Below are 19116 nucleotides of genomic sequence, written 5' to 3'. Positions count from 1 at the left end.
GGGGGATTGGGGATTGGGGAGATTTTTCTTCAGCACCTAGTCACCCGAAGGTTGACGTTAGGAACGTCGCTAACGCTGACACTAACGCCAGTCGCTCTAAGTCGGGAAATCCGATGCCAGTCGCTCATAAAGGAAATCTTTAAGACCCTTCGGGTGACGCTCGTACCTCGCTGGCTCACCAGTACCTAGTCGCTAGTCTCGAATTTTTTGCCTGCTGCTTTTTCGCCATTTTTAACTGAATCATGACAGATCATACACGTAAACGCGTTGTTGTAACTGGTGTTGGCGCGATTACACCTATAGGTAACACAGCAACAGAATATTGGGATGGATTATTGAGTGGACGCAATGGCATTGACTACATCACATTATTTGATGCGTCTCGCCATGATTGCCGCATTGCTGGTGAAGTGAAAAACTTCGATCCACATGATTACTTGGAACGCAAAGAGGCCAAGCGCATGGATCGATTTGCCCAATTTGGGGTTGCGGCAGCAAAACAGGCTCTATCTAACGCGGAGTTAGTGATCAATGACCTGAATGCAGAACAGGTAGGTGTCATGATCGGTTCTGGCGTTGGTGGCATCAAGGTATTAGAAGACCAGCAAACTATCTACCTCAACCGTGGCCCCGATCGCTGTAGTCCATTCATGATCCCGATGATGATCGCCAATATGGCCGCAGGATTAACGGCAATTCACACGGGTGCTAAAGGGCCAAACTCCTGTCCTGTAACTGCCTGCGCCGCAGGCTCCAACGCCATCGGAGATGCTTTTCGCTTAATTCAAGGGGGGTATGCCCAGGCGATGATTTGCGGGGGAACGGAGTCAGCTGTAACACCATTGTCGATAGCTGGGTTTGCCGCCTGCAAGGCACTATCTTTTCGCAATGATGATCCAGCTCATGCTTGCCGTCCCTTTGACCGCGATCGCAACGGATTTGTCTTGGGTGAAGGTTCAGGAATTTTAATTCTAGAAGAACTGCAACATGCAATCAGTCGCGGCGCTCACATTTATGCCGAAATGATCGGCTATGGTATGACCTGTGACGCCTACCATATCACCTCCCCCGTACCTGGTGGACTTGGAGCAGCTAGAGCGATCGAACTAGCCCTCAAGGATGCACGAGTAACGCCCGAAGAGATCAGCTACATTAATGCCCACGGCACTAGCACCCCAGCTAATGATTCAACTGAAACCTCAGCAATCAAAAAAGCCTTGGGAGAATATGCCTATAAGGTGGCAATTAGCTCCACCAAATCAATGACAGGTCATTTATTGGGCGGTTCTGGAGGTATTGAAGCAGTAGCAACAGTACTAGCGATCGCTAATGACCAAATTCCACCGACAATCAATCTGGAAAATCCCGATCCAGTGTGTGACTTAGATTACGTGCCTAACTCTAGCCGCGCTCAAAAAGTCGAGGTGGCAATATCCAATTCTTTTGGGTTTGGGGGTCATAATGTCACACTAGCCTTTAAGAAATACCTCTAAAAATTTCCCATTTGATTGTTAGTCGGCTCTCCTGAGATGACTGTGCCAAAAGTATCAGAAATATCATTCCGATATAACTTAAGCGTTCAGCATGACCCAATTATCAGCTTGATTTATCACCACAAACTCAGGAGATCCCGCTTGTCCATCCACAAGCGGGAATGGGATGATGAGGATACTGTGGGGAATCTAAAATAACCCCAGCAAGAGAAGCTACCAACAATGCTAACCCGTCGTTAAAAACAAGAGATTATGACTGTTGCAACCCAATCCCTCAAAGAACTGTCCCTCGAAGAACTTTGTATTAACTCGATCCGCTTCTTGGCTGTTGATGCCGTAGAAAAGGCAAATTCGGGACACCCAGGACTACCAATGGGCGCGGCTCCGATGGCTTTTGTACTTTGGGATCGCTTTTTGAAGTTTAACCCCAAGAATCCCAAATGGTTTAACCGCGATCGCTTTGTCTTGTCTGCCGGTCATGGCTCGATGTTGCAGTACGCCCTGCTTTACTTAACAGGCTACGATAGCGTCAGCATTGAAGATATCAAGCAATTCCGTCAATGGGAGTCCAAAACCCCTGGACACCCCGAAAACTTCATGACCCCAGGCGTGGAAGTCACCACCGGGCCACTAGGTCAGGGAATTGCCAATGCAGTCGGTTTAGCGATCGCGGAGGCGCACCTTGCCGCTAAATTTAACAAACCCGATACCAAGATTGTTGACCATTACACCTACGTAATTGTAGGTGACGGTTGCAACATGGAAGGAATTTCCGGCGAAGCTGCTTCTTTCGCGGGGCACTTGGGATTAGGTAAACTCATTGCTCTGTACGACGACAACCACATCTCCATCGACGGTTCCACAGATGTGGCATTCACCGAAGATGTTTCCAAGCGATTTGAAGCATACGGTTGGCACGTCCAACACGTCAAGGACGGCAATACCGATTTAGCGGCGATTGAAAAAGCAATTGAAGCAGCCAAAACTGTAACCGATAAACCTTCTTTCATTAAGGTAACAACCACCATTGGTTACGGTTCACCCAATAAAGCAAACACTGCTGGTGTTCACGGCGCTGCCCTTGGTGGAGACGAAATAGCATTGACTCGGAAAAATTTGGGTTGGGAATACGAGCCTTTTGTAGTCCCAGAAGAGGCCCTCAACCACACGCGGAAAGCAGTGGAACGTGGCGCAGGTTACGAAACCGAATGGAACAAAACATTTGCGGACTACAAAGCTAAGTATGCCCCAGAAGCCGCTGAATTTGAACGCTACATAAGCGGCAAGCTGCCCGATGGTTGGGATAAAGTACTACCCACCTACACCCCCGAAGACAAAGGATTGCCCACCCGCAAACACTCAGAAACCTGCCTCAACAAACTAGCGGCGGTTTTACCTGAATTGATTGGTGGTTCAGCTGACTTGACTCACTCCAACCTGACAGAAATCAAAGGCAAGGGCGACTTCCAAAAAGGGCAATACCAAAACCCCAACATCCACTTTGGGGTGCGGGAACATGGTATGGGCGCAATCTGTAATGGTATAGCGCTGCACGCTTCGGGATTAATTCCCTACGGCGCTACCTTCTTAATCTTCACAGATTATATGCGTGCTGCCATCCGCTTATCCGCCCTTTCCCAAGCTGGCGTAATTTGGGTGATGACTCACGATTCCATTGGACAAGGTGAAGATGGCCCCACACACCAACCCATTGAAACTCTCGCTTCCTTGCGAGCCATTCCTAATTTAACCGTGTTTCGTCCCGCAGACGGTAACGAAACCTCTGGCGCTTATAAAATAGCGATCGAAAAGGCGAAGCAAAACGCTCCGTCTCTGTTGGCGTTCACCCGTCAAAACGTCCCCAACTTGCCAGGTACATCGGTTGAGGGCGTGGCGAAGGGTGGATATACCGTGGTGGATAGCCAAGGTACACCTGAGATTATCTTGATTGGCACTGGTTCAGAACTGAGCCTCGCCGTTAGCGCAGCCGAAAAACTCACGGCTGAAGGTAAGAAAGTTCGTGTCGTCTCGCTACCTTCGTGGGAACTGTTTGAAGCACAGGATGCAGCTTATAGAGAGTCTGTTTTGCCGAAAGCTGTCACCAAGCGTTTGTCTGTAGAAGCTGGTAGCAGTTTCGGTTGGCACAAGTACATAGGTACTGAAGGCGATACTGTTAGTATTGATCGCTTTGGTGCTTCGGCTCCAGGCAATGTTTGTTTAGAGAAGTTTGGCTTTAGCGTTGATAACGTGTTAGCTAAGGCTAAACAATTGTTGGGTTAATAGCAACAGAATATTCTCAAAATTTTTTTTGTGGGGTGGGCATCTTGCCCGCCTTTTTTTTTACGAAGCTTTTTTATTTATGTAAGCTTTAATTTTTATATTTATTTTGGGAATAATGAAAATGTAGAGAATCAAACCTAACTATGTCTGTAGATTGTATTCTCAATCAAATTTTTGTCGTGTTGGATTTGAATAATTAAGCATCATATTTAAATCGATTAGGGTAGACAATGAAAAAGTACCGATGTGAATTTTGCCATGAATGGTTGGATGAAGAAGATTACCTAAGGCATCACCAAGAACATTTAAAGTTACGTCCAGATGGTCAACAAAATGAGTATGTCACCTTACCCCCGGACGAGTGCGAACAAGCTTCTCTAGAATTCCATGTATTTATTATCATGCTAAATGCGATAGTTACACTGGAATGCCAGAAGAGATTATTCGCAGCTATTTAAAGAACCCATATTTATATTCAGCAGATATGAGCTTTTGTACAGGTTGTAAAACTCATGTACCGTGCCTTGAACTTGTTTGGACGGAAACGGGTGAGAATATGCAAGTTTATAACGATCGGTTACGTGCAAAATTCTCATACTCTCAAGAACAATCGTTTTTGAAGCGTGTCTGGCAATGGTTCAATCAATCTATTTGAAAATACAGCGATGTATGATTTTGTCAAATCCCCAATGTGTTAGCAACAGCGAAGAAAGTTTTGGGTTAATAGCAACAAATTAATTTCTAATTTATGTGGGTGGGCATGATGTTCACCCTTTTTTTCAATTGAGGTAAAGTAATTATAATTATAGTAAATCAGTACAAAAATGACAGGGATTTATACAGGAATTTTATGGAGAGAGAAGCAGCGATCGCACACGGTTTAATTCTCGTTTCAAATGATTCTGATTTGCTGAGAGTGCAAGGGATTAATTTAGAAAATTGGGTGTTAATATCAGAAATATAATATATTTAATCCAAATTTTGGAGGTCTTTATGCAGGAAGTTGTGCAAGAATATAGCTACAATCATGAGCTTATAAACCGCATCTCGCCAATAGTCGAAAATTTATTTAAAGGTAATAGTTTATATCAAGTAAAGTTAAACCAACGAGAAATGATTCAAATGTTAGTTGAACTATTTTGGCAATTCTCACCAGAAGAAATGAGGCAAATTAAAGATGATGATTTGACAGACAGAATTGATAGTATCTTAATTTTAGAGGGAGTTTCAGGTACGTTAAATGATTTAACTCCAGAGCAAATAAAAATGTACGATGAAGCAGTAAAACGAAAATAGACAAATATATTTAATCCCAAACTTGGAGGTCTTTATGCAGGAAGTTGTGCAAGAATATAGCTACAATCATGAGCTTATAAACCGCATCTCGCCAATAGTCGAAAATTTATTTAAAGGTAATAGTCTATACCTTGTAAAGTTAAAAAAACAGGAGATGATTGAAATGTTGGTAGACCTATTTGGGCAGTTTTCTCCTGAAGAAATGAGAGCTATTAAAGATAATGATTTAACACGCAGAATTGATAAGATTATTGTGTTAGAGGCAGTTTCTGGTACGTTAAATGATTTAACACCAGAGCAAATCAAAATGTATGATGAAGCAGTAAAACGAAAATAGGCAAAGTGACTTATTTATTAGATACAAATATTGTTAGTTACATTTTGAGGAGAAATGCAACTGTTGCTAATAAACTACGAGATGCTAATCGTTCGGGACAAGAAGTGTTTATCAGTTGCATAACTTATTATGAAGTTAAAAGAGGGCTTTTGTATGCAAATGCTACGAGGCAGCTAGCAGAATTTAATCAGTTTTATAGAAAATATGAAGTTTTATTCTTGGATGATATAGAAATTATTGAGAGAGCATGTGAAATCCATGTGGATTTACAATGTAGGGGGTTTACTATCCAAGAGCAAGATATATTGATAGCAGCGACAGCGATCGCACGCGGTTTAATTCTGGTTTCCAATGATTCTGATTTGCTGAGAGTGCAGGGAATTAATTTAGAAAATTGGGTGTTAATATCATAAATATAATATATTGAATCATTTGGAGGTCTTTATGCAGGAAGTTGCGCGGGAAAGAGATATTGCGATCGCACGTATATCAAAAATTGTCGATAACTTGATTCAAGGTAATAGTCTCTATCAGGAAAGATTAGATAAACAAGAAATTATTCAACATTTAATTAGATTGTTGGATAAGTTTTCACCAGAATTTATAAATGTTCTTTCTGATGGGGAATTGACAGACAGAATTGATAGTATTTTAGTAATAGAGGCAGTTTCTGGGACATTAAATGATTTAACAGCAGAGCAAATAGAGATGTTTAATACAGCAGTAGAAAGGAGATAGGGATAAATGGGCTATCTTCTCGACACGAATATATTAACGGCTATTTTGAAGAAGAATCAAAAGATAAATAATAAGCTAGAGGACGTGCGTTTTCTCGGAGAAGAATCGCCGATACTCTGTCAATGAACGCGGACATTATCCTATTGAACCGATGGGCGTGGAATTAGGAATTTGGCAAGGCCGCTATCAGAATCTAGAATTACCTTGGTTGCGCTGGTGCAATAATCAGGGTAATTTGCTACAAACAGGATGGGAGCGATGTCTACAACGGGCTACGCCTACGCAACGCTTGGCTGCTAAACTAAGAGAATTAAATATTAACCCCGATGAGTTAGTTTAATTATTTTGGCAACTATCTTTAGATAGATAGGGTAAACACGACGCGATTTATCATTATAAATCCCTTGCTATTAATGAAAAAATCGACACTGCATATTTGATTAATTTTGTCAATAGGTAATCCCCAGCATTACCTAATAAATCACCAAGACCTTCTCTGGACTGAATCTATATTCATGCTTTCAGTAGATGCAGTGATGAGTTTCCAAATGCGATGATATAGATGTTCTCGAACAATAAATAGTTGCTGTTGTTCAGATAAAAAAATCAGATTTTATCCGACCTTAGTAACTTTGGTTTTTAGCCAATTGTTTGATGTTTTGAGAAGGTAACACAATGAATAATATCCTAAAACGCACACTTCTACCCAGCCTCATGGCTGCAAGTTTAGCTGGTGTCACCTTAGTTCCCGCCAAACCTGCTGCTGCTGATGACCAAGTACTAAGAGATGTAGGTATTGGCGCTGTTACCAATGTTGTAACCGGAGCTGTTAGGGGAAATGGTAGTGTATTAGGCAATGCTGCGAAGGGTGGTGTGACTGGCGCAGCCGTCAATGGTGCCAATGGTCTGAGAAACACTCGCAATCGCCGTCACCGGAACCTTGGTCAAGATGTCGGAGTTGGTGCAGGGGCTAGCGCATTGACTGGCGTAATTACTGGCGATCGCAAAGATACCCTTGGCAATGCTGTCGATGGCGCGGCTGTAGGTGGAGCAATTCATCTATTAACCAATGGCCACTAATTCGTAAATTCATCAGTTGAAATATTTTCCAACGGTTAACGAACTTATCCCTCCCTAATTCCTCTGCTTCCTAAAAGGAGCAAACCCAACCTCCCTTGCCTACTAGGGAAGGGAGGTTGGGGGGTTAGATTTGTATTGAGATATATGCCACCGTCAGCATCGGATGACATTAGACTTAATAGTAAACTCTAGCCCTTTAACGCCTTTCTAAAGTTTCGACGATAGGATTGATTTGTAATAAACAAAGCTGGCCATAGCAAAGATAAACCAATGCGATTAGTCCAAGTCGGATTAAAATTAGTCCGCGCAAACCCATTCCAAAACTTCCAAACACCGCCTCCGTAAACCACTATCAAGCCAATAACAATTAAGGTACCCATTCCTATCAACTCCGTTAGTAACTGACAGAATTTAAGTTAAGTTTTACCACACGAGGTAAGCACTTCATAAGCAACACCGAGAAGCTATGACAAAACTCCCCAGTTTCTGACATCCTAAGTCAGTTAAACACAAATTCTCTTATTCGAGTGTAGAATAGCCTCACGTCTTGCACCTCGTCGCCTAAACCCTAGAAGCCTTGGGCTAAATGTACAAAGCCTTCTAAAAAACGATAAATTATCCTAAAAATTATAAATTATCCTAAAAATTAAACTTAGACAAGACCAAAGCGCATCTGAAATTTAGACGTTTTGCGATCGCTCGCTGTCAAAAACCCACATAAAGACTTTTCACTTTAAATGTTGCTACAAATGGGCAGCAGAGACATTTCTTCTACTTATCATAACTTTCTGGCATACCCACTGGTGATAAACCCGCGATCGCTCGTAAGTTTTGGCAACGAATCAACTCAGTAAAATTTAAACTGGAATGTCCTTCAATTTTAGCTACCGCTTCAATTGCAGATAACAGGTGTTGTGCTGCTTCTGCTTCCGAATAACCGCGTCGTTGTGCTATTTTAATTGCTGCTGCATCGGCATTTAACTCTGACTCTTGAGATTTATTAGTGCGCCAGATCCTCCAAGCGGCGATCGCACTTAATCCCCCAGCTACGGCTACACCTACCACATCTGGCTGTGCTGCTTCCAAGAATCCGCCTAATAGCCCAGCCAGCACCACACCTTGATAAATGTCAGGTTTAAACCACTTCACCCCCGTCAACCAGCTAACCATCTGCAACAGCAGCAAATCTCGTTGCGGCTTTGTCAAGCGATGCCACAAATCAAAATTAATATATATCGGTCGCGCCTGATTCCAGGGTTGGGGAAAAGAGGCATCAATCACTTTTGCTTGCTGCGGCTTACTAACAAGTTTTGTCGTCATCCGACCAGAAGCAGGCATCACATCTAACAAACGGCGAATTTCAACATTTGGCTCCATAAATTTAATTATTAGCCATAATGTGCATGTTGACACTCCCTGACAATCACAGGTACAGGGATTCTTCTATCTACGAGACAGCTTGCTCTAACAGGATTACTCCAGCTAAAGTAGAGGTTGAATCTCTTGAAGCGTTGCTTGCGTCCAGCGCAAAGGTTCCGGTATGCCCTACCGTACCCAATCCTAAATTAAGAATATTTAGAGAGGCGTTGTGATCTCTATCCAGTTTGCATCCGCACTGACAAACGTGTGTCCGAGTAGATAGTGACTTTTTGACAATGGAGCCGCAGTTAGAACACTCCTGCGAGGTATAGGCAGGATTTACAGCAATAGTAATCCGTTTAAATACCTTTCCAAAATACTCCAACCAAACTCTAAATTGATACCATCCAGCATCATTGATTGACTTCGCTAGACAGTGATTTTTTGCCATGTTCTTAATCCTCAAGTCTTCATAGACGACTACATCGTTTGATGTGATTACGCACCTTGCCAACTTCACGGCATGGTCTTTACGCTGTCTACTTATTTTGAGGTGAACTCTACCTAATCTAGTTCTAGCTTTACGTCTGTTACTAGAACCTTTAACTTTCCGAAAAACAAGTCTTTGTGACCGTTTCATTTTCTGTTCCGCAGTTCGATAGAACCGAGGATTTTCAACTTTATTTCCAAGGGAATCGGTATAAAAGCTTTCTAGTCCTACATCTAGCCCAACTGTTCGATGAGTCGGATCTATGTCTTCTTTGCGATCTACGGATATGGAAAACTGGACATAATAGCCCTCTGCACGTTTCACTAACCGGACACGCTTTATTTGCTCGGGCTGATAAAAATTCAGGTCACGAGTACCTTTTAGTTTTAATTTACCAATCTGATTTTTATCGCTAAAGACAATAGACTTTCTGTTTTCTGACAACTTCCAGCCAGTTGATTTATACTCCACGCTTCTACAATCTTTTTGAAAAGTTGGATACCCCTTTTTACCTAATATTTTTTTCTTGCAATTGTCGTAGAACCGAGATATAGCAGCCCATGCTCGTTCGGCTGCCGCTTGTCTAGCCATTGAGTTTAATTTATTTGCAAAAGGAAACTCTTTCGCCAATAATGCACAATGCCGTGAGAGTTCAACCCAAGACGAAGCTTGACCGTCCATCCACAATCTAATCGCTTTATTCCGAATAAACTGGGTTGTTCGGATAGCTTCATCAATTGCTTTAAACTGTCTTGCTTTGCCGTAGGTTTTGAACTCAAAAACTAACATGGAATTTTCTGTTTATCTTGCTCTTATGATAGCATAGTCTTCATAAGATAATCAAAAATAGCAAGAAAATACAATTATATTGCCGTCCTGAAAGGACGGGGCTTTTACTCAAATTTTCGGTAACTATTTTAGTTATCAATCGTGTTAATCTTTGATTTGTGAGAATACTGATTGTGTCGTTTAACAGCGTTTTTCAATACTACTCCCCACTCCCTACTCCCTACTCCCTGTCCTAATCAATCATGGACGCTTTTGTTTCTATCCCGCCTGAATGGACGAATGAAGCAACACACGCCTACGAGTTTTGCTGTCCTAGCTGCCGCTCAAGTAGCCTGGAAGCTGAAAAAGTTTGGCTAAATCGGCGATCGCCTGTACTTACAGAAGACCATCGTCGCAAATGGCAGGAGTTCTACTATTGCCACTGTGGTTCTGTGTGGTGGGCTTGGAGTAGCGATCGCCCCCCAAAAGATATATCTAGTCAACCAGATTATAATCCCACATAGCCAATTTTTTCAGATGAATGTGGATTTATTAAAATGCCAAACCAGAGGTATGGACTATGATGATGGTTCCCCTAGATTGAAAAATCTAAACAAAACCCCACTTAAAGGTGGGGTTTTGTTTATCTAATTCTGAGCTTTATATTTCATCACCAATTTTAGAAGCTGAAGGTAGTACGTAGAGTGCCTACATATTCAGTGTCATTGTTGTCGTTATTCTCTGGATTGAAGATTACCAGCAAGCCAGGGGTGACTTGAATATTATCGGAGACCTTGAACTTGTAAAGACCCTCTAAGTGATAAGAAGGATTGCTGTCGAAGTTATTACCTGTTTTTATGCTACCACCAGTGACTCTGGGTGGTTGACCAAAGACAATACCCAAGACGTTGCCTTTTCCACCAAAATCCCTCAGAGCAAGTGATCCAGCCCAGTACCAAATATCTGCGTCTCTACCAGCATTAGCACCAGTAATAGCATCAGCTGTTGTGTAACCTCCCCAACCACTAAGAGCAAACTTAGAGCTAAATTGGAAAGTACCCTCTACACCGTAATTGTTGGATTCAGTGCGAGTAGCAGCCCCAAAGGGATTGTTGGCAAAAATACTACCTGTAGATTGGAAGAGGTTGTTGTTAGCATTGCCAGCCTGGTAGGTGCGGGCGTAGGTCAGACCAATATTAAAAGCTTTGTTGAGTTTGAAAGATAACTGTCCGAAGATAGTATTATCACCATTGAACAGCCCGTTATTAGGGCCGGGATTATTAGGACCAAAGGCATTAACAACATTACCGTTATTAGTGTTTTCTGCTAGATAAGCACCAGTCAAACTAATAGGACCGTTAGGATTCAAAGTCACAGTCAATCCAGCACCATTCTGACCTTGACGGTAGATAGGGCTGAAACGTCCATACCGAGAAATAGCACCTGTAGCACTGCTCCTAAAGTCCGGGTTGAAGACTTCGACGTTTTCGTATAACTCACTATTGCTAACATCAACTTTGACGCGTACTGCATTGCTAAAGTTGAAAGCATAATTTATTTTATCAATGATAACGCTGTTGTTGTTGGGAGCACCGACATCAAAGCCCAAGCGGGTCTCGTTAGTACCCGTGATAGTGTTGTTTGGGAGTATATTCCCAGCTTGCAGACGGATTTGCAACCGATCTGTACCAGTGAAACTGCTGTACAAGTTTAAACGCACCCGGTCAGAGAAAACAGTGTTGGAATCCAAGTTTCGAGTTGGATTACCAACTTGAGCTGCGGCTCTATCACCAAAAGCATCAGACACGTTGAAAATTGCTTCCCCAACCAACTTGGTGGTAGTAGAGAACTGATTAGCTTCCAACTCCGAAGTGCGGGCTTCTAATCCATCGACACGACCGCGGAGGGTTGCTAGTTCAGCAGAATATTCTTCTTGTAAGCGCTGTAAAGTAGCCAGGTCTTGTTTGCTGACCAAATCGGCAGTACTTGTCGCAATCAGTTCATTCACCCGGTTTAGACAGGCATTCAAACCTGCGGCAAATTCATAACGGGTCAAAGCACGGTTCCCGCGATAAGTACCGTTGGGATAACCTGCAATACAGCCGTAGCGCTCAACTAAGGATTGTAAAGCTTGGAATGCCCAATCTGTGGGCTGCACATCCGAAAATTGCGAAACTGATGTTACCTGACTCATGTTGTTAGACTCTTGAGCTTCAGATAAATCGGCAACATTTGTTACCTGTTTGTTGACTTCAGCAGCTAAGGCGCTATTCGCAACAAAAAACGTAGCAGCTACAACAACCGGACTAACCTTAAAAAGATTCCAGAATCGTTTTGTCATATTTTTACTCTCACTCACACCTACTAATCCAATCACGGTAAAATGCTTAAAACACTTTACTTTCAGGAATTTTACACACAATCACCGTCATGATTATACCGATCTCATGTGATAAATACAAGTCATTTAGCATACTGCTGAACCATAATTTTTAATTAATTTATTTGGTGAGCGCAAAATAATGCGGCGTTTGTGACGTAAAACTGTTCCTTCTTCCTCCAACTGTTGTAGGAGCCGGGTAACTGTTACTCGTGTGGTATTTAAGACTTCAGCAATATCTTGATGGGTAACATTTAGATCAATTAGCTTGCCCTTATCTACATCACGTCCAAATTTTTCACTTAACCACACCAAAAACTGCCATAAACGTAGCGAAATTGGTTTTCGATGCACAATGCTTAGTAGATCCTCTGCCTGTTGAATGTGAGACAACAAAGCATTAATATCTTGATGCCACAGATGAGGTGGCACAATGCTTACTTCCACGCCAGTGAGACATTCAATCTGGTAGGGCTTGACTTTAGACAAAGGATAGCCAATCAGATCCCCTAAGCCCCAATAACCGAGAGTGATGAATGTTCCGTCTTCACTCCACGTTAAGGTACGAACTGCACCGTGCTCAATACGCCAAAGTACGTCATTTTGAAGTGGAATTACTTCCCTACGGGTAAATATCTGCTGGGGTAATTGTCCGCCCAAAGCAGAGCTATTAGACACGGCAGAAGAGTTTGAAGTCGGACTTGTGGAATATATCATTAACAGTAACTATATAATTATCAGGGAATCTCGCTATTTACAATGATTAATAAACTCTAATAATTTATATCCAAATTTACCTATATATCTGAAGGTGTATTCTTCTCAATCAGAGCTAGAGCTAACTCAAAATTTTCTCATGGAAACAACTTCTGGTTTGAGGTATCTATCAGTGAGATTAGACCCGGAATTTTTTAGTTGTTTATCCGTTACTTTAATTGTGCAAGTTTAAGAAGAGGTAAGCTTTTAGTAAAATATTTAGTTAACTTATTTTTAATTATTTAGTATTTTCTGAAGACTAAGTAAATATGTAGGCGCAAATAATTATGAAGAGAGTAGGTGGAATGGTGTTTACTTCAACTGAATTTAGAACCCCGACTTTTTCAAGAAGTCGGGGTTCTGGACAGCACGTCAATTAAGAGCGTTGACCGGTGACTATATATGCTACCCTTTGACCGATATTAGTGGCATGATCTGCCATGCGTTCCAGACAACGAATCGCCAGTGCTAGCAGTATAATTGGCTCGACTACGCCTGGGACATCGCGTTGTTGGGCTAAAGTCTGATAAACGCGATCGTAGGCATCGTCTACAGTATCATCTAGATGCTTTAAACGCCGTCCACCGGCTTCATCGAAATCTCCCAAAGCCTTCAAGCTAGTTGCTAGCATCGCCTGCGCGTGAAGGGACATAGCTTCAATGTCTGGCAAAGACGTATGAGGTGGATAAGGAAAAATTTTAATCGCAATCTCAGCTAAATCCTCAGCATAATCGCCAATGCGCTCTAAGTCTCGCACCAGTTGCATAAAGGCACTCAAGCAGCGCAAATCTTGAGCCGTAGGCGCTTGCAGCGTCATAATCGCCGTACAGTCTGATTCGATTTGTCTATAAAAGCGATCAATCTTTTTATCTAATCGGGGAAGTTCCTCAGCTGCTGTTAAGTTACGAGCAAATAATGCTTGGTGGCTGAGGCGAAATGATTGTTCTACCAAAGCACCCATGCGTAATACATCACGTTCTAAGCGCCTAATGGCGCGTGCGAGTTGGGGTCTTTGAGGATTGGGACTATAATCGATAGCTTTCACACTTATTGTCTCAAAGGTGAAGATATTACTAACTATAGTCTTGGCTTAGGGAGTTTGCCATAACTTCACGAAATTGGAGTTGCATCCACGCACCACCAGTTTCTGGATGGTTCATCGCTTTGATTGAACCACCGTGGGCGATCAGAATTTGCTCAACGATCGCTAAACCTAACCCATTTCCAACGATCGCCCCTATGGAGTTACTATCTTGGGGGGAATGCGTTCGCGCTTTATCTCCTCGATAAAATCGCTCAAAAATGTGGGGTAAATCTGCCTCAGAAAACCCGACTCCAGAATCAATAAGATTTATTTCCAGGATTGGGGAAGCAGTATCGCCCCCATTATTCGTTGATTGAATTTTTGCTTGGACGTGAATGCTTGTACCAGGAGGACTGTACTTAATGCTATTGTCCAGCAAGTTGAGAAAAACTTGGTAAATACGGGCTTTATCTGCCTTAATCCACAGATTTTCTGGGCCCGAATAAGAAAAAGACAGACTTTGGCGCCCTGCCAAGGGTTCTAGTGTTTCCCAAACAGATGCAATCAGCGATCGCAATTCTACAGCTTTGGCTTGCAATTGCATGTTTGGGTTTGCTTCCATTTGGGTAAGTTCTAACCAGCTTTGTACCAAGTTAATCAGTCGGTCAACTTCTTGCATTAGGCGGTTAACCCAGCGATTTAAAGGTGGTTCCAAGCGGTTTTGTAAAGTTTCTACAACCAAGCGAATCGAAGTTAGCGGCGTTCTGAGTTCGTGTGCTAGATCAGAAAAAGAGCGATCGCGTATTTGATTTATATCTAATAGGGGTTGACGATTTTCTAAAAAGACTCCCACTTGTCCATTGGGTAAAGGCAAGCTAGACGCCCGTAAAGCCAAAGATTTTATTGTTGGCATCTCTGCCGCATCATCAAAAGATGGATGAAATACCCATTCTCCCATCTGTGGTTTTTGCCGATCACGAGTTTGCTCAATTAAATGGTCAAGTTCGTAAGATCGTACCAACTCTAGTAACAAGCGCACCTGTTCTGGTTGCCACCTTTGCAGATACAAAATTTCCTGCGCCTGTCGATTACACCACAGCAGTTGATTTTCCTCATCCACCTGCAAGTATCCCACTGGTGCAAAATCTAGCAGGTCTTGGTAAGTTTGCAACGACTGCTGCAAATCTTGCCGGTGCTGTTTCACCATCGCTATTTCCTGCCGCAACCCAGGAATCAGCAGCAGTCCCATCTTGTCAGAATGCGAGGTTAACGGTCGGAGTAAGCGCCCCATGTAGCGCTTAAGTTGAACCTGTTGCCAAACCCAAAACCCAATGCCTACCGCTAAACCCAGAAAAAATCCCAATAAGAGCATTTGAGTTGTTAGTTTCTTGGTGACTATTAAAAACTAACAACTATCTAAACTAATTATCCAAACCTATAGCCAAAACCTCGTACAGTCACAATATATTCGGGATGACTAGGATCTTGCTCTAATTTTTCGCGCAACCACCGAATGTGAACGTCTACGGTTTTACTATCGCCGACGAAATCTGGCCCCCAAACCTGATCGAGCAATTGTTCCCGTGACCATACCCGACGGGCATAACTCATAAACAGTTCCAGCAAGCGGAACTCTTTGGGGGAAAGACTCACCTCTTGACCACGAACCAGCACCCGACATTCTTGGGGATTCAAGGTGACATCCTTGAATTTTAATACTGGTATTTGTGGTAAATTACTTAGGCGTTGGCGGCGGAGTAAAGCGCGACAACGAGCCACTAACTCGCGCATACTAAAGGGTTTAGTCAGGTAGTCATCTGCTCCCACCTCTAACCCCAGAACGCGATCGGTTTCACTACCCTTAGCACTGAGCATTAAAATTGGTACTGGGTTTCCTTGATGACGCAACAAACGGCAAATATCTAGCCCATTGATTTGAGGCAGCATCAAATCAAGGATAATCAGATCAAAAGGAAGTTCCCCTGAGTTAGTTTCAAAACTTTTGAGATACTCCATAGCAGACCGCCCATCGGGGGCAGTTATCACCCCATAACCTTCCTCTTCCAGGGCTACAGCTAGCATTTCCTGGATTAATTCTTCATCTTCTACTACTAGAATACGGCTGGTTTGTCCAATGTCCGTTCTGGCAGAATATTTGGTCGATTCACTGGTATACATTGATATCACAAAAGTCTGGGACTGTGCTTGTATCAATTAGGATGATTGAATCTATTATCTAGCCTTACTGCAACCGCGCTTCTACTAGGGTTAATTCTTTTAGATTTTATTTACAAAAAGTAACATATACCACAGCGGCCTCTAAATCATAAATCACTATGGCTGTAATGGCACGCTTGTAAAGCCTAAAGGCTTGTGTAGCCTCGTTCCCAGCCTCCCGGCTGGGAATGTATTCTCATAGGCTCTGCCTCTCGTCAAGAAAGAGGAGGCGGAGCCTCCCAGAATCGTTTCCCAGCCTCCAGGCTGGGAACCAGTCAGGAAGTAATGTATGCCACAGCGGCGTGCTAAATCATAAATCACCGTGGCTGCAAGCTTTTAACAATAGGGAGCAGGTGATAGCCGCTTTCGATGAAGGATTGTCTTGACAAGAGCAGTTTAAGTTGGGTATATTTGCTTTAGTACAAAAGTACTAAGAAGCTCAAAGGAAAAACTATACCTGAAAAACAGAAGGACACGTATGTGGAAAAATCGTACCCCAACTAAGTGTCAGATGTTGAAAATTTCAGTATTTCCACTGCGCTAAAAATGTTGGTTCAAAGGCTACCCTGATGTCTGCATAGGGTAGTCCTTGGTATGGCTTGCTACCCAAAAAATTATTGCCTATCGAAGGGGGTTGGAAGATGACTATAGTTGGAGTCAAGGACAGCAAACAACAACTAATGCAAGCATTTCAACAAATTATTATCCAAAGAAAAAAGCTGGAATCTAAAATAGCAACCAAACAAGAGGAAGCAGAAAAGGCAAAAAGTCAAGAAATTCTGCAAGCGGCTTCTGCATACACTGTTGATAGTATTGTCAAAGGTTTAGCTGATTTACAATTGGAGTTTGGCAGTATTCTCAACGCATTATCTGAAAAACTAGCTGAGGAAAATTCCAAGTTAGATGAATTGAACCGAGCTATAGAAATTGAAACTCAACGCCTACAAGAGTTTCAACAAATCAGAGTTGTAGCGGATACTCTAGACATTTTAAGTCAAGAACACCAAGAAAAATTAAAAACCCTAGAACAAGATACTATCAGCAAAAGGGAAGCACTAGAGAAAGAAATTACAATCAGGCGGAAAGAATGGCAAAGAGAGCAAGCAGAATATGAGGAAGAACTCCAAGTATATAACGATTTATTAGCCAAAGATCGCCAGCAAGAACAAGAAGAATCTCAGTATAAGTTAGAAACTACTCGTAAACTCAATACAGACAGCTACGAAGCGATAAAACGCCAACAACAAAGGGAAATACAAGAAAATTCTCAAAATCAAGAGAAAGATTGGGCAGAACGAGAAAAGATATTCGCTGAACGTCAACCACTCTTTGCAGACTATCAACAAAAAGTAGCTACATTTCCTAACGAACTGGAAGAAGCCGTTAAGAAAGCTAGAGAAGAGGCAATTAAAGAAACAAGTCAAAAAGCTAAAGTTGAGGCTGATTTATTTGATAAAGAGTGGGAAGCTAATAAACAGAGTTATGAACTAAAAATTCAATCTCTGGAAGAAACAATTAAGAAACAGTCTGAGCAAATAGAAGGTATTTCTGCTCAATTGCAAACTGCATTAAAACAATCACAAGACTTAGCTATGAGGGCTTTTGGTAGTTCTAATCCTAAATAGTTACGAGTCTGTAGGATCTTAATCATTTTTAATTCCTGAAGAGGAGGTTTGTTGTGGTGGTAAAAAAACCGAGTGATAAGAATACTAAAGTAGAAATTCTTCAGGCGTATGAGGAGTTAGTTCAAGAAAAAGCAGCGCTGAAATCGCAACTCGATGAAGTTGGCAAAGAAAACCAGTCTGGAACTAAAGAACAGCCTAAATTAGAACAAAAAACAGCTATGAATCAGCTTTCTAGTGTCCAAGAAAAGATGAATAATACAATTGAAAGCTTGGCGAAGATTCAATTAGGTTTTGGTAGTTCTGCTAATGAATTATCGGAACAGCTAACCACAAAAGCCTCTAAGTTAGAAGAAATCAGGCGAACTTTAGAAGAAGAAATCCAACAATTAAGACAGTTGCACAATTTGGAAATTTCTGATGATATCTTGGATACTCTCATCCAAGCCTATGAAGATAATACCAAAGCTTATCAAGAAGAATATAGCCAGCGTTCGGAAGTGTTATTCCAAGAAATACTAGAACAAAGGAATACTTGGGGAAAAGAACAAGAGGAACAGCAACGGGCGATAAAAGAACGGAATGAAAACTTGAATAAAACTCGACAACGCGATGCGTCAGAGTATAAGTATAATTTGGAACTCCAGCGACAACTGGCAAGTGGCGAATACGAACAAGAGCAGAAAGCACTATATAAAGAACTGGAAGAATTACTACAAGAAACAGAAAAACAGTGGGCTGAACGAGAGAAAGTAATTTCTGAGAGAGAGAAACAATTTGAAGAATTAAAAGCTCAGGTAGAGGCTTTTCCGAAAGACAAAGAAGCAGCGATAAAGAAAGCTACAGAAGAAGGCAAAGGCATCGCCCACTACCAAGCTAAAGTAAAATCAGATTTATATTCTAAAGAAGTGGAAGGGCAAAAGCGTTTCTCTGAACAAAGACTGCAATCTCTAGAACAAACTATTACTAATCAAGAGACGCGGATTCAAAATCTTTCTAAACAACTTGAATCGGCTCTCAAACAAGTTCAGGATTTGGCGGTTAAAGCTATTGAAGGTAATTCAAATGTTAATTCATACCAGGCAATCAAAGAAATAGCTTTAGAACAGGCGAAGACTCAAGTGAAAAATAAATAAGCTGATTTCGTCAGAATTTAGGAGTCAGAATTCAGGAATCAGGAATCATCTCATGTCCGCTTGATTACTTATTAAAATTAAACTCGAAGAACCCCACCCCGCCAAAGCTACGCTTCGTCTCCCCGCCTGCGGGGAGGGGT

At 42.1% G+C, this 19116-nt stretch carries 19 protein-coding genes and 2 pseudogenes; 13 read left to right on the top strand and 8 right to left on the bottom strand.

Going from position 1 to position 19116, the window contains the following annotated elements; translation table 11 throughout:
* The first annotated feature begins 242 nt into the window (after positions 1–242).
* From fabF to HWQ41_RS03055, 10 genes and pseudogenes are all read left to right on the top strand, one after another.
* Complete coding sequence (gene fabF / locus HWQ41_RS03100) at positions 243–1493, top strand: beta-ketoacyl-ACP synthase II (RefSeq protein WP_292759842.1); 1251 nt, start codon at positions 243–245, stop codon at positions 1491–1493.
* Between the two features lie 252 nt (positions 1494–1745).
* Positions 1746–3773, top strand: coding sequence for a transketolase (tkt, locus tag HWQ41_RS03095; RefSeq protein ID WP_292759840.1), 2028 nt, complete (start codon positions 1746–1748; stop codon positions 3771–3773).
* A gap of 230 nt (positions 3774–4003) precedes the next feature.
* Positions 4004–4231, top strand: a complete 228-nt coding sequence (locus HWQ41_RS03090) for a hypothetical protein (protein ID WP_292759838.1) — start codon at positions 4004–4006, stop codon at positions 4229–4231.
* Positions 4232–4638: 407 nt separating this feature from the next.
* Positions 4639–4737 (top strand): annotated as a pseudogene (locus HWQ41_RS03085) (VapC toxin family PIN domain ribonuclease); the annotation flags it as partial.
* 29 nt (positions 4738–4766) lie between these two features.
* Positions 4767–5069 (top strand): hypothetical protein, encoded by a 303-nt coding sequence (locus HWQ41_RS03080; protein WP_292759836.1) that lies wholly within the window; start codon positions 4767–4769, stop codon positions 5067–5069.
* Between the two features lie 34 nt (positions 5070–5103).
* Positions 5104–5406: a hypothetical protein gene (locus HWQ41_RS03075; protein ID WP_292759835.1), complete on the top strand. Its 303-nt coding sequence runs from the start codon at positions 5104–5106 to the stop codon at positions 5404–5406.
* Between the two features lie 5 nt (positions 5407–5411).
* Positions 5412–5819: a type II toxin-antitoxin system VapC family toxin gene (locus tag HWQ41_RS03070; RefSeq protein WP_292759833.1), complete on the top strand. Its 408-nt coding sequence runs from the start codon at positions 5412–5414 to the stop codon at positions 5817–5819.
* A gap of 31 nt (positions 5820–5850) precedes the next feature.
* Positions 5851–6144 carry a hypothetical protein gene (locus HWQ41_RS03065; protein ID WP_292759831.1) on the top strand — a complete coding sequence of 98 codons (294 nt, stop codon included), beginning with the start codon at positions 5851–5853 and terminating at the stop codon, positions 6142–6144.
* Positions 6145–6265: 121 nt separating this feature from the next.
* Positions 6266–6484, top strand: a pseudogene (locus HWQ41_RS03060) (Uma2 family endonuclease); the annotation flags it as partial.
* 335 nt (positions 6485–6819) lie between these two features.
* Positions 6820–7224, top strand: coding sequence for a hypothetical protein (locus HWQ41_RS03055; protein ID WP_292759829.1), 405 nt, complete (start codon positions 6820–6822; stop codon positions 7222–7224).
* 188 nt (positions 7225–7412) lie between these two features.
* On the opposite strand, the gene HWQ41_RS03050 is transcribed toward HWQ41_RS03055, so the two are convergent.
* The 3 genes from HWQ41_RS03050 to HWQ41_RS03040 form a co-directional block, all read right to left on the bottom strand.
* Complete coding sequence (locus tag HWQ41_RS03050) at positions 7413–7604, bottom strand: hypothetical protein (protein WP_292759827.1); 192 nt, start codon at positions 7602–7604, stop codon at positions 7413–7415.
* 391 nt (positions 7605–7995) lie between these two features.
* Positions 7996–8601, bottom strand: a complete 606-nt coding sequence (locus tag HWQ41_RS03045; protein ID WP_292759825.1) for a DUF3318 domain-containing protein — start codon at positions 8599–8601, stop codon at positions 7996–7998.
* 70 nt (positions 8602–8671) lie between these two features.
* Positions 8672–9862, bottom strand: coding sequence for a transposase (locus tag HWQ41_RS03040; RefSeq protein ID WP_292759824.1), 1191 nt, complete (start codon positions 9860–9862; stop codon positions 8672–8674).
* Between the two features lie 242 nt (positions 9863–10104).
* Here HWQ41_RS03040 and HWQ41_RS03035 point away from each other — a divergent pair, with 242 nt between their 5' ends.
* Complete coding sequence (locus tag HWQ41_RS03035) at positions 10105–10365, top strand: hypothetical protein (RefSeq protein WP_292759822.1); 261 nt, start codon at positions 10105–10107, stop codon at positions 10363–10365.
* Between the two features lie 155 nt (positions 10366–10520).
* Here HWQ41_RS03035 and HWQ41_RS03030 read toward each other — a convergent pair whose 3' ends face one another.
* From HWQ41_RS03030 to HWQ41_RS03010, 5 genes are all read right to left on the bottom strand, one after another.
* Entirely contained in the window at positions 10521–12182 is a 1662-nt protein-coding gene (locus HWQ41_RS03030; RefSeq protein ID WP_292759820.1) for an iron uptake porin, read from the bottom strand.
* A 126-nt stretch (positions 12183–12308) separates the two neighbouring features.
* Positions 12309–12938 carry a Crp/Fnr family transcriptional regulator gene (locus tag HWQ41_RS03025; RefSeq protein WP_292759818.1) on the bottom strand — a complete coding sequence of 210 codons (630 nt, stop codon included), beginning with the start codon at positions 12936–12938 and terminating at the stop codon, positions 12309–12311.
* A 415-nt stretch (positions 12939–13353) separates the two neighbouring features.
* Positions 13354–14022, bottom strand: a complete 669-nt coding sequence (gene phoU / locus HWQ41_RS03020) for a phosphate signaling complex protein PhoU (RefSeq protein ID WP_292759816.1) — start codon at positions 14020–14022, stop codon at positions 13354–13356.
* A 28-nt stretch (positions 14023–14050) separates the two neighbouring features.
* Positions 14051–15373, bottom strand: a complete 1323-nt coding sequence (locus HWQ41_RS03015; protein ID WP_292759814.1) for an ATP-binding protein — start codon at positions 15371–15373, stop codon at positions 14051–14053.
* Positions 15374–15426: 53 nt separating this feature from the next.
* Positions 15427–16179 carry a response regulator transcription factor gene (locus tag HWQ41_RS03010; RefSeq protein ID WP_292759812.1) on the bottom strand — a complete coding sequence of 251 codons (753 nt, stop codon included), beginning with the start codon at positions 16177–16179 and terminating at the stop codon, positions 15427–15429.
* A gap of 680 nt (positions 16180–16859) precedes the next feature.
* On the opposite strand from HWQ41_RS03010, the gene HWQ41_RS03005 reads away from it, so the two are divergent.
* Together HWQ41_RS03005 and HWQ41_RS03000 are read left to right on the top strand one after the other, a co-directional pair.
* The gene (locus HWQ41_RS03005) at positions 16860–17843 is read left to right on the top strand and encodes a hypothetical protein (RefSeq protein ID WP_292759810.1); all 984 of its coding nucleotides are present in this window, start codon (positions 16860–16862) and stop codon (positions 17841–17843) included.
* A gap of 53 nt (positions 17844–17896) precedes the next feature.
* Complete coding sequence (locus tag HWQ41_RS03000) at positions 17897–18976, top strand: hypothetical protein (RefSeq protein ID WP_292759808.1); 1080 nt, start codon at positions 17897–17899, stop codon at positions 18974–18976.
* Positions 18977–19116: the final 140 nt, after the last annotated feature.

The sequence above is a fragment of the Nostoc sp. NOS(2021) genome, from assembly GCF_017115025.1.
In the GTDB taxonomy this organism is placed as follows: Bacteria; Cyanobacteriota; Cyanobacteriia; order Cyanobacteriales; family Nostocaceae; genus Nostoc.
This window is presented reverse-complemented; position numbering and strand designations above follow the sequence as displayed.